Origin of the sequence: Pandoraea sp. (genome assembly GCF_004297875.1) — a bacterium.
Lineage (GTDB): Bacteria > Pseudomonadota > Gammaproteobacteria > Burkholderiales > Burkholderiaceae > Pandoraea.
In genome coordinates this window covers 42,326-57,241 of the sequence record NZ_SCSK01000045.1, presented here as the reverse complement: position 1 = coordinate 57,241, position 14,916 = coordinate 42,326, and the positions used below count along the sequence as shown (strand labels likewise).

The window sequence follows — 14,916 nt, the reverse complement described above, 5'->3', positions numbered from 1 at the left end:
ATGAGATTGGTAAGCTCGCACTCTCAGAATACAAACCCCGGTGAATCGTGAAACGCGGGCAATTGCCCCGCTTTCAACTCCTTGCCACGCCAATCCCCACCCTCATCACAAACCCCTCGCAAACCTCCACATCCCTCGCACTGACCCCTGCCGCGACAAAACAGGATTTCCACTCCCGCGCCTGTTTCACCACCGCATCCAGCATCTTTTTTGCTTCGGACTCCTTCAGCAAAAATCGCCGGCTTTCCGAGAGCACATTCGATAGCGTTGGCGCGTACCCTTCGGCGCCGACGCGCAGTTGCTGGTAGCCGATACCGAGCATCTGCGGCTGGATGTCATACGCGGGCGCGAGCGTCCATGCGCCCTGCGTGAACAGGAATGCATGGTTCCTTTCATGGTCGTCGGTGTTTTCGAGGCAGACGTTCAGCGCCATGCGTCGAAAGATTTCGTGGCAGTCCTGCACCGGGTCGCTGGACAGGCGGCGCGCGACGTCGGCAATGTCGCCGTAACCCATCTCGCCGTCTTTGATGCCTTCGGCGATCAGCATCGTGCGGGCGCTGGCGAAATGCAGCCGCACGCCGTTCTCGCGGTCGAATCGTTTGACGAGCAGCACGCGCCGGCCGCCGACCTCGACCAGAGCTGATTCCGGCACACGGATGCCGCAGCGCTGCGCGAGTTGCAGGCTGGCATGCTCGATCGCGCAGACGTCGACCTGGTCTCCTTCGGCGGGGAATTTTGCGATCCAGGCCTGGCCCTCGTGGGTGATGACGGCCTTGGGGCGAGCGCCGCCGGCGCTGGTGCCGGGGCGCAGCAGCCGCCCCATTGCGGCATCGATGGCGAGGTGCTTTTCGAGCGCACGGGCGGCGTCCATCAGCGCGGTGAGATCGGTCGCGTGGAACGCCTGATCTTGCACCGACAGATACTCAATGCCCGAGCGAGAAAACCCCAGCGCCCCAACGCGGTCTTCCCCGGTCAGCTCCAGGTATTCGAGGGGTGAACGGCGCTGCGGGTTGAATACCTTGTCGATGATCGCGTGGCCCCAGCGATCCGGCCCGGCGTCGTCGAAGATGGGGTGCACGTCGAGGCCTGCCGGCGGCTCGATGATGCCAGCGCGCAGGGGCATGTCCGGCGAGAGCGCGAAGGCTTCAGGATGGCGCAGCCAGGCGTCGTCATACGAAAACAGTATGCGGCGGCCGCGCACCAGTTCCAACTTCCCGCAAACGACCGGCCGGGCCTGGCCCGGCGGATAGATCCACGCATATAAAACGTCGCGGTTCATGGTTGCCTCTTGATGGTTCGCAATTCGAGCAACAAAGCGGTTTCGTCGGCCTCGGGGTTGGCGAGTTCCCCCAGGAAATGGACCCGCCCAAGAGCCCACAGGGCGGTGGCGTAGGCGGCCATCGAGACCGACGGGTCGCCCGCCTCGATACGCCTGAGGGTGGGAATGGATATTTGCAGGCGCTGGGCGAAAGTGGCGAGAGATTCCTTGCGGCGCTTTCTCGCGACGCGAATGTTTTCCCCGAGCGCGCGCAAATTGCGCTCGACCGGGGCGGGCAGCATGGCTTTGGCGTTGGAGTCTTTTGACATGCACATATATTTGCATGAATGCGGCTTAAAATGCAAATATATGTTCAAAAATCAACCCCTGCAGAGGCGACCAAAGTTGAGAGTCAGGGCCGTTGTTGAAGAGGCGCCGGCTGCTTGCGTGCCGGTGCGTGGTGCCATGCTCCGCCAGATGTCAGGCAGGCTGTGCGGGGAACCAACCGATAAGGTACGGCCCTACCGTCATCAACGGTGGTATAGCGCATCATTCATGCACCGGGGTCAGCAGCGTAACTTGCGCCACCCCAATCTGTTACCTGGATACCGGCCGTCCCCAGCTCCTCCGCACAGACAATCGCAAATGATTTCACAATAACCCGGTATCATCCGAGAACCTTTCACCCTCTTACAAGAACAGGAACGGGGGAAAACTTGAACGGAAAACTAGAGAGCGATGCGGCCCTGAGAGCTCAGCTAAATGCCGCTCTAGCAGGAGCGGCAGTATCCAAAGGCGCTCAGGATTGGTACTCGAGGTTGGTCGCCTTCATGGCCGAAGTTAAGACTGGGATTCCCGGCAAACTCCAGGATGACGAGTTCTTGAAAAGACTATGGGACGACAACCCGGTCGCTGCCACAGGAATGGGCTCCGTCAAGACGGCGCCGGCTCTAGCTGATGCCACCTTCCGAGATTGGTTTGCTGTCGAAGTAACGAAACCCCTGCCAGCGGACCCCGTGGCAGCAGAGATTTGGCTTACGGCGCTGTACGACGGGCTCCGCGATCGCCTCAAGGTTCTCTGCGGACGCACGCCGCGCCTGAAGCTCAATCGCGTTCTGTGCGCTATCTATCCAGACCACTTCACGACAGTAGCCGACCCCGGCAAGCTATTATTCCTCCACAAGGAGATGGGCGGCGCCGCCAACGACCATCCTGTTAGAGCGCATAAGGCAATTCGCAACCGAATCGATACAGTGCTAGGGCCGGTCAACGATACAGACCCCATCGACGTCATGCGTAGAATTTGCCTACCGTGGATGGTCTACGAGCGCATCTCTGACGACGGCATCGGTGATGCACCCAATGCCCCGGCGGAGCACGCACCGGCGCTTACACCGCTGCCCGCGACATTAAGGCGCAAGGGATTGACGTCCATGAAAGGCGGCTTCCAAACACTTCTTGGGTACCTGCCGGAACTCAGCGAGGGCGTTTCCAAGGAAGAGTTCTCGGAAATCATACGGCAGAGCAATCCCGAGCTCGCCCCGAGCAGCCTCATTACCTGCATCAACGTCGTTTCCCGAGAGTTTGATCTGTGTAAGCGCGACGGCGACACATACCGGCTCAGTGCTCGTGGTATCAACTTGCTTGAGACACAGGACCCAGACGAACTGGCTGACCACCTGCTAACCAAGATTCTTGGTGTCGACCACGTTGTGAAGGCATTGGACATCGCGCCTCAGGGCAAGACTAGCCTCGTCACAATGCTTCAGAAAGTACATCCCGGCTGGACGTCGGAATTTGCCCCGACGTCACTGCTCGGATGGTTGACCAGCCTCGGGGTCATCGGGGTCAACGACAAGAAGCAGGTAGCCCTTACCGAACGCGGCAAGCGATGGGCTGAGCTAGTTACATGGGAGCCCGAGAGTCTCCCCGCGCCGACAGAGCCAATAGTCGAGGGAAAGACAGAGATATCCGACACCACGCAACTGCCAACGTTTCCTGAGCTATGGAATCACCTTTCCGCCTTAGTTGCAGGAAAGCTTGTATTGGACAAATCTCTAGCCGCCCAACTTCACGCAGGACTCTGGTTCCACCCCATCAGGCACTTCGCAATTCTGACCGGCATTTCCGGGTCCGGTAAGACTCAGTTGGCGCTGAACTATGCTCTGGCGCTGTGCAATGTCAACAAGTTCGACCATGACCGAGTCCGAGTCATACCTGTCCAGCCAGGTTGGTATGACCCAAGTCCTTTGCTCGGTTATGTCAATCCCATTCAGGATTCGTCCTACAGGAGCGCGCCGTTCTTGGACCTGCTGCTGCGTGCAGCGGCTGACCCCGAGCAACCCTATGTAGCAATTCTTGACGAGATGAACCTCTCGCATCCAGAGCAATACCTAGCACCGGTGTTATCTGCGATGGAGACCTCCGGATGGCTCGACCTCCACCAACTCAGTGAGGACACCACCCCTATCCCGAGGCGAGTCCGTTACCCGTCTAACCTGGCCATCATCGGCACCCTGAACATGGACGAGACCACTCACGGTTTGTCCGACAAGGTTCTTGACCGTGCTTACACACTCGAATTTTGGAACATCAAGGTTCAGGACTTTCCGGGCTGGGCCTCTACCCCACTTGCTCCTGCACTTAAGGAAAAGACTCAGACTCTCCTCACAGCCTTGGGCGACGCACTCGCGCCAGTGCGGCTGCACTTTGGCTGGAGGACGATTAACGACGTGCTGAGCTACCTGACTTTCCACGTTGCGTTGGCGCCATCCGAGACTACAGCGCTCGACGACGTTGTTTATGCCAAGGTTCTGCCGAAGCTACGCGGCGAAACTTCTGCCAAGTTCCAAAAGGCGCTTCAGGAGACATATAAGGTCCTGGCGGAGAATGGACTCACCAGATGTTGTAACAAGGTTAGCAGTTTGCAGGAAGACCTTGTCGCGACAGGCTCGGCCCGATTCTGGCGATAAATTCGGTGGGGGCGCCGGTGGTACTACGCATTCGAAGGGCCAACGAAGGAAACAGTAACGCCTGGGCTGAACTTCAAGCGCATGACGTTCAAACAGGACTAACGGAAGACACGGACTACCTGCTCAGTGTGGGACGCCCCAATGCCCGAGTGTTCGTTGACGATGTCGAACTACGCCGCGATGGCTCATCGCTATTTTCGTGGCGGCCTAGTTTCTATGCAGGGACGGTGGTGGCCGAAGTCGTTGTTCCTCACGAGGAGATCTCTCGATACCTACTAGACGTCAGCCCAAGCCCTTCCAAAACCGGCCAAACCGAGTTTGATGCGATGGTCGCGGATATCAGGGATTTCGACCAGACCCTGCTGATCGGCACGTCTTCGGCGACCATGGCCTTCGGGCAGGAAGGATGTACCGGCAGGTATGAGAACGACATCTTGCTCGCTCGCTTGAGAGCGTATGGACCATCGTTCCTCGATTCGGTTGAAACGATTGGGCGCTCCCCTCATCGGTCCCTTTCTGCAGACATTAAGGTACTCCCTCTATCGCGGGTCCGTCGACTCCACCATACATCACTGCAAGACCGGCGCTTGGCTGCTATTGCCACTGGACGCATATTGGGCTCGGAATCGATGGACTCGTTCCAGGTCAATAGTCGGACATCTACGCCAACATTCGACACTCCCGCAAACCGGTCACTGTTTGCACTCTTGCTACGTTTCAGAGCCGCCGTCTCATCCGTAAGGGAGAAGGTCCAGGAACTGAAGCTTGGCGCCCCCCCGGACGAACAACGTTTCCGCGTTGAGCGACGACTATGGGACTTGGACTGCTTGGCGCAACGCATACGGCAACTGCTATTCACACCGCTATTTCGTGAGATCACGTGTGGCGAGACTTCAGCGGCAGGCCTTACTCAGATAGCGGCACAGCCTGCGTACAGTCGGGCCTACCGCCTTGGTTCCCGCGCGCTGGTAACTGCGCTTGAAGGCGACAATGGCAGCGACCAACTGCATGTCCCCCCCTCGTGGGGCATCTATGAGATGTGGTGCTACCTTTGTGTGGCGCAGTGCGTCACCACTCTCACGCGCGTAACCCCTATTGAGGTTGCGCCCAAGGCCGTTTCAGCCGAACGCGCACTGCGCTTTGGACTCGATGAAAAAGGGTGGCTTGAAGTGCTATTTCAGGCCACGTTCCCTGCCCTCAAGGCACCGATGACACGCATCGGATGGAGCCTATCCAGGGAGCGTCGACCAGACATTGTCCTCGTTCACTATGGACCAAACGGGCCTCGAGCGCTCGTCTTCGACGCAAAATGGAGAAGCGGGAGACAGAATGTACTCGATGCCATGGAATCCGCTCACATCTATCACGACGCTCTCAGAATTGATGGGGCTCCACCTGCGCCGTGCCTATTGCTCCTCCCCGGTCAAAGCTCGGTTCCAGAGTTGGAACAGGATGCGTATACATACGTGCATGGCGTAGGCGCCATTAGTTCTGTGAGAGTTGAAGGAACTGGCAGGTCGCGCATCAGCGAAGTACTGAAGGCTTGGCTGACCAGTGTTTGAGCATCGGGCCACGGCCAGCGCGTTCCAATGTTGGACTGGCTGCCCCGCCTAAGGGCAACTCAGCTTATCAAGTTTTCCCCGGATTTCGGCCTGCACCGAAAGCACTCAGCCCGTACTTTGTTACGCGCGGAGTAAAAATGAGCCACTTGGGGGCGCCGACGCGCAGTTGCTGGTAGCCGATACCGAGCATCTTCGGCTGAATGTGGTAAGCAGGTGCCAGCAATCAAGAGTTCCGCGTGAACAGGAACGTGTGGCTCTTTTCATGATCATCGGCGTTTTCGAGGCGAACGTTCAGCGTTGTACGCATCCGATTCACAAAAAGCCACGCTGACGTGAGCGGTTAGCAATCACCCCGCCGGCATCCCCTCAAGCACCCGGGCGGCGTCGAGCAAACCACCCAGCAGCCGGTCGGCCACCTGCTGCGAAAAGCCGGCCGGCAGTTCCGCTTGTACTTGTGCCACCGCGCCGGGCGTTCGTGCGATCAGCTCTTGAACCAACGGCTCGGCGTTTTCTCCATAACCGACTTTTCTGGCCGTGCTGTTGAAGTGCCGGCGCTGGATTTCGTGCATGCGGTAGTGGCGGTTCTTGCCCAGCAGCGCCATCGCTAATTTGAGGTCCTGCGCGGCCCATTGGTTGAGTCCTTCGCCGATGACTGGATAGGCGGACACCACGTCGTACATCGGGGTAAGCCGAAAGCCGCCTGCGGCGCCGGGCTGCGGCTGAATGCTGAAGTTTTTGGCATGGCCGTCCGGCGCGCGCAGCATCCAGAACAGGATTTGCGAGGCCATGAGGGTGCGCAGGTCGCGCCCGGCATCGAGCGATTGCTGCACCAGGGTGAACAGTTGCATGAGGCCCGGCCCGCCTTCGTTCTCGTACTTGACCAGCGGCGATGTTCCGGTGGCCTGGCAGAAGTCTTCCTGCACGCGCCGAAAGAGCCGCGTGCCGTCGGACGACACCGAGCGATCGAATCGCTCCACGACGAGCACGCGCAGTTTGCCGAACGTGGCGATGCGGGCTTCGGCCGTGGGCAGGCCATAGGCCTTGAGCAAGCGAAGGCATAGCCACTCGTTGTCCACCGAGGTGGTGAAGTCTGCCTGCCGGCCGCCGACCAGGCCAAGGGGCAGCTTGAAGATGTGTGTGGTGGGCGTCGCGCCGCGCGGCTTCAGCCACTTGCCGCCCCACCATAGAAAGGCGTCTTTCTCCTGGGCGCCGGCGAGCGAGATTCGGAAGTCGTCGTCCGGGTCCCGCGCGCCGGCGAACCGGTCGGGGGTGGCGACTTCAAGCAGGTGGCGCTCGATGGCCTCATCGTCCACGACCACGCCGTCGATAACGTCGACACCGGAGGGCGTCTCGCCTTCCGGCAGGAGTTGCAGTGCGCCCACGCAATCGCGCCCGATGGCGCTCAGCAGGTCGAAGGATTCGATGGAGCCCGTCTTGAAGCGGGCCGCAACACGCTTGCGGATGGTGTCGCTGTCTGGCAACAGGCCGTCGAAATAGTGAGCGACGTTGTCGCCTTTCAACGGTTCATTGTTGAGGTTGAACGGCAGCGACAAAGATATCGGCCGGCCGCGCGCGGAGGCGAGCCACTGCGCGGCGTATTGCAGTTCCATGTCGCCGCGGGCGGTGATGGTCCAGCGCCCGACGTGCTCTCCGTTGGCCCAGAGCGTCAGCGTTTGGCTATGCGAACGGCGCCCCATGTCACCACTCCGTCGAGGGAGCCGATTCGACACTCTCCCGCTCACCCAGGCGCAACGTGAGCCCAACGGCCGCGCACCAGCCAAGCAATTGCTTGAAACTCATTTCGTCCGGGTGTTGTTCCAGATAGGAGACGCGGTTCTGGCTCAGGCCCAATCGCGCCGCCACCTGCGCCTGCGTCAACTTGCGGCGTTTGCGGGCAGCCTTGAGCAATTGGCCAAGCTGCAGGGCGGTCAGCAACGGTTGCGACGGTAAGGTAGGAGACATGGCTTGTATCCGAAATTCAGCTATTTTTATTTTAGCTGGTTTTCAGATATTTAAAAGATATCTGTTATTCGGATATTTATTGAATAGCTGAATAACAGATAAACGGGGCTCATTGGCCGGGCTTGTTTCAGCGCTTGGTTGTGCGGCTTTCTGGCTTGACGTGTCGTTGGCCTTCGCCTGGCGCCAGCCAGGTTATAGATTTCCGTTCACCCATCTACCGACGCTTCGAAGCGGAAGCTCTGCTTCAGGTCGTTCATCCAGGACGGCTCAATCAGCTTGTCATGTTGTAACCGCCCGACCACGATGCCTGGGTGGATACCAATCCGTGCCGCAAAATCGGTAACGGCCGTTCTGGTTTTGAGGTTGGCCAATGTTTGAACATGTTGCGGGGGAATCAACCAGTTTCCGGCCCACTCGTTGGCTTCACGCTCACGAGGGTCGCTGGTGTGCGCGGCGTTGGGGTCATCCAGGAAAATGGATTTCTTGTCTTCCTTGCTGTTGGCATGTAGCAGTATGTGGGCTGCTTCGTGGAAAAAACTGAACCAGAATTTGTCGTTGGTTTTTCCGTACAGCGACAGCTGTATCAAAGGTCGCGTCGGGTTCAGCCAGCGAGCCACGCCGCTCACGTGCGCCCGAGGAATGGCTGGCACCAGAACCAATAGCACGCCGGCACCGTGCAGCAGCGTGCGCATTTTCGGCTCGAACACGTCAGGCGGCTCGCAGGTCATGCCGCGAATCATGTGTAAAGCCTTCTCGAAACTCACCTTATCGTACTTGGGTCCATCGAGCTTTTCGGCCTGTTGCTCACCAAGACGCAGCCAAGCCGAGATCGCACCCACATCGCTTTGTTCGGCACGGCTGCGGCGGAAAGCCACCTGCATGCCGCCGTAGTGAGCACGCCACTCGTCAGGCGAGGCAACCCCGAAGAAGCGCAAGCAACTCTCGACCAGACCGGGTTTATGTCTGCTATCCAGACGTTGCTTCGGAATAGCCGCGCATGCCATCAGCTCCTTAATCGGCAGCTCTTCCAACCAGGAAACCCAGCCGGCATGGCGCTGCGCAGCTTCAAGTCTAGCTTTATGCTTTTGGTAGTTTGCTTCGAGCGTTAGCCAAAAATCCATGGTGCTGCCCAGCACACGTTCCAGGCGCTGCGCTGCATCCACGGTAAGCGGCACTTTGCCGTTGATGAGCTGGCTGATATGTTTTTCGCTATAACCCAGACGCTGCGCCAATTCGGCCTGAGTCCAGCCGCGTTCTTCGGCAATATCCAGAATTGATTCGCCGGGGGGCAAGGCCCAGTCTGGAGCAAAAGGGGCTCTTGGTTCAGTCATGATACCCGCTGCCACAAAGCCTCCTCGAACCGGTTTTCTTAAGCAGTCGTCCAGTATATTTTTGCTTAGGGGTACTTGAAATGAGAAGTTGCCTATCAGGACGATGGCATCAGGCTTTTGGAAATCGGCGTTGCGACTTACCGCCGATGGACTTCGTTTGAACTATCAGAAATATCCAGCGAGTTGCCTCACACAGCAACTCGCCGGATGCGGGGTTTCTTCACCCCTCAAACATCAATATTCCCCGCCCGTAGCGCATTCGTCTCGATGAACGCGCGGCGCGGTTCGACGTCGTCGCCCATGAGGGTCGTGAAAATGCCGTCGGCGGCGATGGCGTCTTCGATTTGCACGCGCAGCAGGCGGCGCACGTTGGGGTCCATGGTAGTTTCCCACAGCTGTTCGGCGTTCATTTCGCCGAGGCCTTTGTAGCGCTGCTTGCTGACGTTGCGCTCGGCGTCGGCGAGCAGCCAGCGCATGGCGCTCTTGAAGTCGGTGACGGCTTGCGAGCGCTCGCCGCGCTTGATGGTGGCGCCTTCGCCGATGAGGCCCTTGAAGGTTTGCGCGGTGGTGGTGAGCTGGCGGTAGTCGGCCGATTGCACGAAGTCGTCGTCGAGCACGCTGACCTTGACGTTGCCGTGGCGGCGCCGTTCGATGCGCAGCGCGTGGGCTTCGCGAACGTCGTCGTAGGTGGCGCGCACGGTGGTCTCGGGCTTGAGCGGGTCGCCGTTGAGGGCGGCTTCGAGCGCCTTGGCGGAGGCTTCGGCGGCGTCCTGGCTGTCGAGATGAACTTCAACGCCGTCGGTGATGGCGCCCAGTGCGGCCGCGTCGATGACGTGGCCGACGCGCCCGGTGACGGCTTCGGCGAGCAGGTAGCTGCGGGCGAGCTCGCCCAGCGCTTCGCCGGTGATCGGCGTGGCGCCAGCATTGGGCAGCAGTTCGGCGCCGTTGAGCGCGAGGCGCAGCATGTGCGCGTTGAGCTCGGACTCGTCCTTGATGTAGCGCTCTTCCTTGCCGTGCTTGATTTTGTAGAGCGGCGGCTGGGCGATGTAGATGTAGCCGCGCTCGATGAGTTCGGGCACCTGGCGGTAGAAGAAGGTGAGCAGCAGGGTGCGGATGTGCGCGCCGTCGACGTCGGCATCGGTCATGATGATGACGCGATGGTAGCGCAGCTTGTCGATGTTGTAGTCGTCCTTGCCGATACCGCAGCCGAGCGCGGTGATGAGCGTGACGATCTGCTCGCTGGAGATGAGCTTGTCGAAGCGGGCCTTCTCGACGTTGAGCACCTTGCCGCGCAGCGGCAGGATGGCCTGGAATTTGCGGTCACGGCCCTGCTTGGCGGAGCCGCCGGCGGAGTCACCCTCGACGATGTAGATTTCGCACAGTGCCGGGTCTTTCTCCTGGCAGTCGGCGAGCTTGCCGGGCAGGCCCACGCCGTCGAGCACGCCTTTGCGGCGCGTCATTTCGCGGGCCTTTCGCGCGGCTTCGCGGGCGCGGGCGGCCTCGACGATTTTGCCGCAGATGATCTTGGCGTCGTTGGGCGTCTCTTGCAGGAATTCTTCGAGCGCCTTGGCGACATATTCCTCGACTGGCGCGCGCACTTCCGACGAGACGAGCTTGTCTTTGGTCTGCGAAGAAAACTTGGGCTCGGGCACTTTCACCGAGAGCACGCAGGTGAGGCCTTCGCGCATGTCGTCGCCGGCGGTTTCGACCTTGGCTTTTTTGGCGAGCTCGTGCTCTTCGATGTATTTGTTGATGACCCGCGTCATGGCCGCGCGCAGGCCGGTGAGGTGCGAGCCGCCGTCGCGCTGCGGGATGTTGTTGGTGAAGCACAGCACGTTTTCGTTGTAGCTGTCGTTCCACTGCATCGCCACTTCCACGCCGATGCCGTCGCGCTCGCCGGTGACGTGGAAGATGTTGGGGTGCAGCACCGCCTTGTTCTTGTTGATGTATTCGACGAAGCCCTTGACGCCGCCGGCGAAGGCGAAGTCGTCTTCCTTGCCGGTGCGCTGGTCGACCAGGCGGATGCGCACGCCGTTGTTGAGGAACGACAGTTCGCGCATGCGCTTGGCGAGGATGTCGTAATGGAATTCGACGTTGCCGAAGATGGTTTCGTCGGCCAGGAAGTGCACTTCGGTGCCGCGCTTGTCGGTGTCGCCGATGATCTTGAGCGGCGAGACCTGCACGCCGTCCTGCTCCTCGACGATGCGCTCCTGCGGAATGCCGCGATGGAATTCCATGAAGTGCTTCTTGCCGTCGCGCCGCACGGTCAGGCGCAGCCAGCTGGAGAGCGCGTTGACGCACGACACGCCCACGCCGTGCAGGCCGCCCGAGACCTTGTAGCTGTTCTGGTCGAACTTGCCGCCGGCGTGCAGCTCGGTCATGACGATTTCGGCCGCGCTGCGCTTGGGTTCGTGCTTGTCGTCGAACTTGATGCCGGTGGGCACGCCGCGCCCGTTGTCGAGCACGGAAATGGAGTTGTCGGCGTGGATGGTAACGAGGATGTCGTCGCAGTAGCCGGCGAGTGCTTCGTCGATGGAGTTGTCGAGCACTTCGAACACGAGGTGATGCAGGCCGGTGCCGTCGGAAGTGTCGCCGATGTACATGCCTGGCCGCTTGCGCACCGCTTCGAGTCCTTCGAGGATTTGAATCGACGACGCGCCGTAGCTGGTCGAACTGGTGTCGGCTTGCGGGTTTTGCTGTTCGCTCATGAGTATCTTCCGGTTTACTGCGGTACTGCGAAACTTCAGAAACGCCGAAGGGGCGTCGCGGCCCCTTCGGTCGTGCGTGCTGCGCGCGCTCAGATGCGCATCGGCATGACGACGTATTTGAAGTCGTTGTTGTCGGGCAGGGTGATCAGCGCGCTGGAGTTGGCGTCGCCGAAGCTGATCTGGATGTTTTCGACTTTCAGGTTGGACAGGACGTCGAGCAGGTAGGTGACGTTGAAGCCGATGTCGAGAGCATCGCCGCCGTAGTCGATTTCGAGTTCTTCCTGCGCTTCTTCCTGTTCGGCGTTGTTGGCGGTGATCTTGAGCAGGTTGGCCTCGAGCATGCAGCGCACGCCCTTGAATTTGTCGGAGGTGACGATCGCCGCGCGCTGCAGCGCGCGCTGCAGTTCTTCACGGCCGATCACGAAGCTGTTTTTGTAGCCCTTGGGAATCACGCGCGTGAAGTCGGGGAATTTTCCCTCGACCAGCTTGGAGACGAGCTCGACCTGGCCGAAGGTGAATTTGACCTGGCTGGGCGCGACGTCGATCTTGACCGGGTCGTCGATGTCTTCGAGCAGGCGTTGCAGCTCGAGGATGGTCTTGCGCGGGATGATGACTTCCTGGCGCGCGAGTTCCTGGTCGGAGGCGGTGCTGCAGTAGGCCAGGCGGTGGCCGTCGGTGGCCACGGCGATGATCTGCTTGCCGTCGACCACCAGCAGCATGCCGTTGAGGTAGTAGCGGATGTCTTGCTGGGCCATCGCGAAATGCACCATCGCCAGCAGCTGGCGGAAGGTCTTTTGCGGCAGTTCGAAGCTCGCGCCGTAGTCCTTGGCCTCGGTCACCGTCGGGAAGTCTTCGGCGGCGAGCGTCTGCAGGGCGAAGCGGCTTTTGCCGGCCTGCACGGTCAGGCGCTTGTCGGACAGCGACAGCGAGACTTCGCTGTCGGGCACGTTGCGCAGAATGTCGAGCAGCTTGCGCGCGGCCACGGTGGTGGCGACGTCGCTGGCCCCGGCGCCGCAGTCGGCGCGGGTGGTGATCTGCAATTCGAGGTCGGTCGAGAGGAAGGATATGTCTTGGCCGGTCTTGCGAATCAGAAGATTCGCCAGGATCGGCAGGGTGTGGCGGCGTTCGACGATGCCGCTCACGGTTTGCAGTGGCCGCAGCAGGTTATCCCTTTGGGTTTTGACCAATTGCATATATATCCTTCGTAATAAGTAATAGTGTCCTGCAAAAGCGTTGGAAAACCGCTATTTTCCCTTTCGCTTCAAATAATTGCCAATCGGATAACTGGTCGGACAAGGGGCCGCACAGCGTGTGGGGAGTTTGTGGACGCAACCCGTATTGTGCCCCAAAAGGCCGTTTATTCACAAAAGCTCCCCTGCTTATCCCCAGGCCTGGCCGCCGCCTCCGATCATCCCTTCAAGGTCTGCTCCAATACGTGCAATTCGTGGTTGAGCTGCGCGTCCTTGCCGCGCGCTTCGGCCATTTTGCGCACCGCGTGCAGGACGGTGGTGTGGTCCCGCCCGCCGAACAGCTCGCCGATCTCCGGCAGGCTCTTTTGCGTCAGTTCCTTGGCCAGATACATGGCGATCTGGCGCGGCCGGGCGATGTTGGCCGGCCGCTTTTTTGAGTACATGTCGGCGACTTTGATGTTGTAGAAGTCGGCCACGGTTTTCTGGATGTTTTCGACCGAGATCTGCCGGTTTTGCACGGTCAGGAGGTCTTTGAGTGCCTCCTTGGTGAGCTCGATGGTGATCTCGCGGCCGTGGAATTTCGAATAGGCCAGGATCTTGCGCAACGCGCCTTCGAGTTCGCGCACGTTCGAGCGCAGGTGCTTGCCGACGAAGAAGGCGACGTCTTCCGAGAGCGCGACGCCCTCGGCCTGTGCCTTCTTGATCAGGATGGCCACGCGCATTTCGAGCTCGGGCGGCTCGATGGCCACGGTCAGGCCGGAGTCGAAGCGGGAGATCAGGCGGTCGTCGATACCGGTGATTTCCTTCGGATAGGTGTCGCTGGTGATGATCACCTGCGCGCGGTTGGCGATCAGCGCCTCGAACGCGTAGAAGAATTCTTCCTGGGTGCGGTTCTTGCCCGAGAAGAACTGGATGTCGTCGATCAGCAGCAGGTCGAGCGAGTGGTAGTAGCGCTTGAATTCGTCGAACGCCTTGCGCTGATACGCCTTGACGACGTCGGAGACGTATTGCTCGGCGTGGATGTAGCGAATGCGCGGGTTCTGCTTTTCCTGCAGCAACTGATTGCCGATGGCGTGGATCACGTGGGTCTTGCCCAGCCCCACGCCGCCGTAGAGGAACAGCGGGTTGTACGAGGTGCCCGGATTGTTGGCGACCTGAATCGCCGCGGCGCGCGCGAGCTGGTTCGATTTGCCGGTGACGAAGTTGTCGAAGGTCAGCGCGGAATTGAGCTTGGAACGCTCGTAGATCGCGTCGATTTCGGTACGATTTTCCGACGAACGCGGTTCCTGGGGCGTTACACGCCAGGCGCGGCGCGCCATTTCGGCTTCGCTGGCGCCCACCTCGGGCAACTCGCCGGCGAGTCCGGCGGCGTCGATGGCCGACGGGCTCATGGGTGCGGCCGCCGGCGCGCTGGGCCGGCCGGCCGGCGCACCCCGCTGCCCGGCCTTGGGGTCGAGCACGAACTGCACTTCGACCGGCTCCTGCCAGAAGGCCGCGGCCATGTCCTGGATGCGGCCGGAGAATTGATTCTTGACCCAATCCAGCTTGAAACGATTCGGCGCGGCAATACGCAGCGTGCGCGCCTGCTCGTCGAACTCGAGCGGCGCCAGCGGCTTGATCCAGGTCCGATATTGCTGCGGCGTCAGTTCTTTTTCCAGACGCGTCGCGCAGTGTTGCCAGAATTCGTTCATTTATTACTTATAGGAGGGTTGCGCGTGCTTTTGCCTCAGGCGCCCAATCTGTGCCGCCGCCGCGGCACGACGCCAGGCCAGCCCATGACGGCCGACGGCATGGCGCGCCGCGAAACACCCGTGGTGCCGCGCGCGCAAAAAGGCCGTCCGCCGCGCAAAAGCCGCGCAGCCGAATAACTCGGTCAAACGTGATGGTGTCGATTTTAACGCCAAAGACCCCGCGCGGGGACGTTATCCACAGG

General features: G+C 60.3%; 10 protein-coding genes. 2 read left to right on the top strand and 8 right to left on the bottom strand.

Going from position 1 to position 14,916, the window contains the following annotated elements:
* Positions 1-73 precede the first annotated feature (73 nt).
* Together EPN80_RS13385 and EPN80_RS13380 are read right to left on the bottom strand one after the other, a co-directional pair.
* Entirely contained in the window at positions 74-1,210 is a 1,137-nt protein-coding gene (locus EPN80_RS13385) for a type II toxin-antitoxin system HipA family toxin (RefSeq protein ID WP_293027973.1), read from the bottom strand.
* A gap of 65 nt (positions 1,211-1,275) precedes the next feature.
* Entirely contained in the window at positions 1,276-1,587 is a 312-nt protein-coding gene (locus tag EPN80_RS13380; protein ID WP_293027970.1) for a helix-turn-helix transcriptional regulator, read from the bottom strand.
* 387 nt (positions 1,588-1,974) lie between these two features.
* Between EPN80_RS13380 and EPN80_RS13375 the strand changes: the two genes are divergently transcribed.
* Positions 1,975-4,230, top strand: a complete 2,256-nt coding sequence (locus EPN80_RS13375) for a hypothetical protein (protein ID WP_293027967.1) — start codon at positions 1,975-1,977, stop codon at positions 4,228-4,230.
* A gap of 5 nt (positions 4,231-4,235) precedes the next feature.
* Entirely contained in the window at positions 4,236-5,792 is a 1,557-nt protein-coding gene (locus tag EPN80_RS21120) for a DUF2357 domain-containing protein (protein WP_366929095.1), read from the top strand.
* A 347-nt stretch (positions 5,793-6,139) separates the two neighbouring features.
* Here EPN80_RS21120 and EPN80_RS13370 read toward each other — a convergent pair whose 3' ends face one another.
* From EPN80_RS13370 to dnaA, 6 genes are all read right to left on the bottom strand, one after another.
* A complete protein-coding gene (locus tag EPN80_RS13370; RefSeq protein WP_293027964.1) occupies positions 6,140-7,489 on the bottom strand; it encodes a type II toxin-antitoxin system HipA family toxin in 1,350 nt (449 codons plus the stop codon).
* A gap of 1 nt (position 7,490) precedes the next feature.
* Positions 7,491-7,754, bottom strand: coding sequence for a helix-turn-helix domain-containing protein (locus EPN80_RS13365; protein WP_293027961.1), 264 nt, complete (start codon positions 7,752-7,754; stop codon positions 7,491-7,493).
* Positions 7,755-7,960: 206 nt separating this feature from the next.
* Positions 7,961-9,085, bottom strand: coding sequence for a helix-turn-helix domain-containing protein (locus tag EPN80_RS13360; protein ID WP_293027958.1), 1,125 nt, complete (start codon positions 9,083-9,085; stop codon positions 7,961-7,963).
* Between the two features lie 227 nt (positions 9,086-9,312).
* A complete protein-coding gene (gene gyrB / locus EPN80_RS13355; protein WP_293027955.1) occupies positions 9,313-11,793 on the bottom strand; it encodes a DNA topoisomerase (ATP-hydrolyzing) subunit B in 2,481 nt (826 codons plus the stop codon).
* 89 nt (positions 11,794-11,882) lie between these two features.
* Complete coding sequence (gene dnaN / locus EPN80_RS13350; RefSeq protein WP_047215546.1) at positions 11,883-12,986, bottom strand: DNA polymerase III subunit beta; 1,104 nt, start codon at positions 12,984-12,986, stop codon at positions 11,883-11,885.
* A 215-nt stretch (positions 12,987-13,201) separates the two neighbouring features.
* On the bottom strand, positions 13,202-14,674 hold the full coding sequence (gene dnaA / locus EPN80_RS13345; protein WP_293027951.1) for a chromosomal replication initiator protein DnaA: 1,473 nt from the start codon (positions 14,672-14,674) through the stop codon (positions 13,202-13,204).
* Between the last annotated feature and the right edge of the window lie 242 nt (positions 14,675-14,916).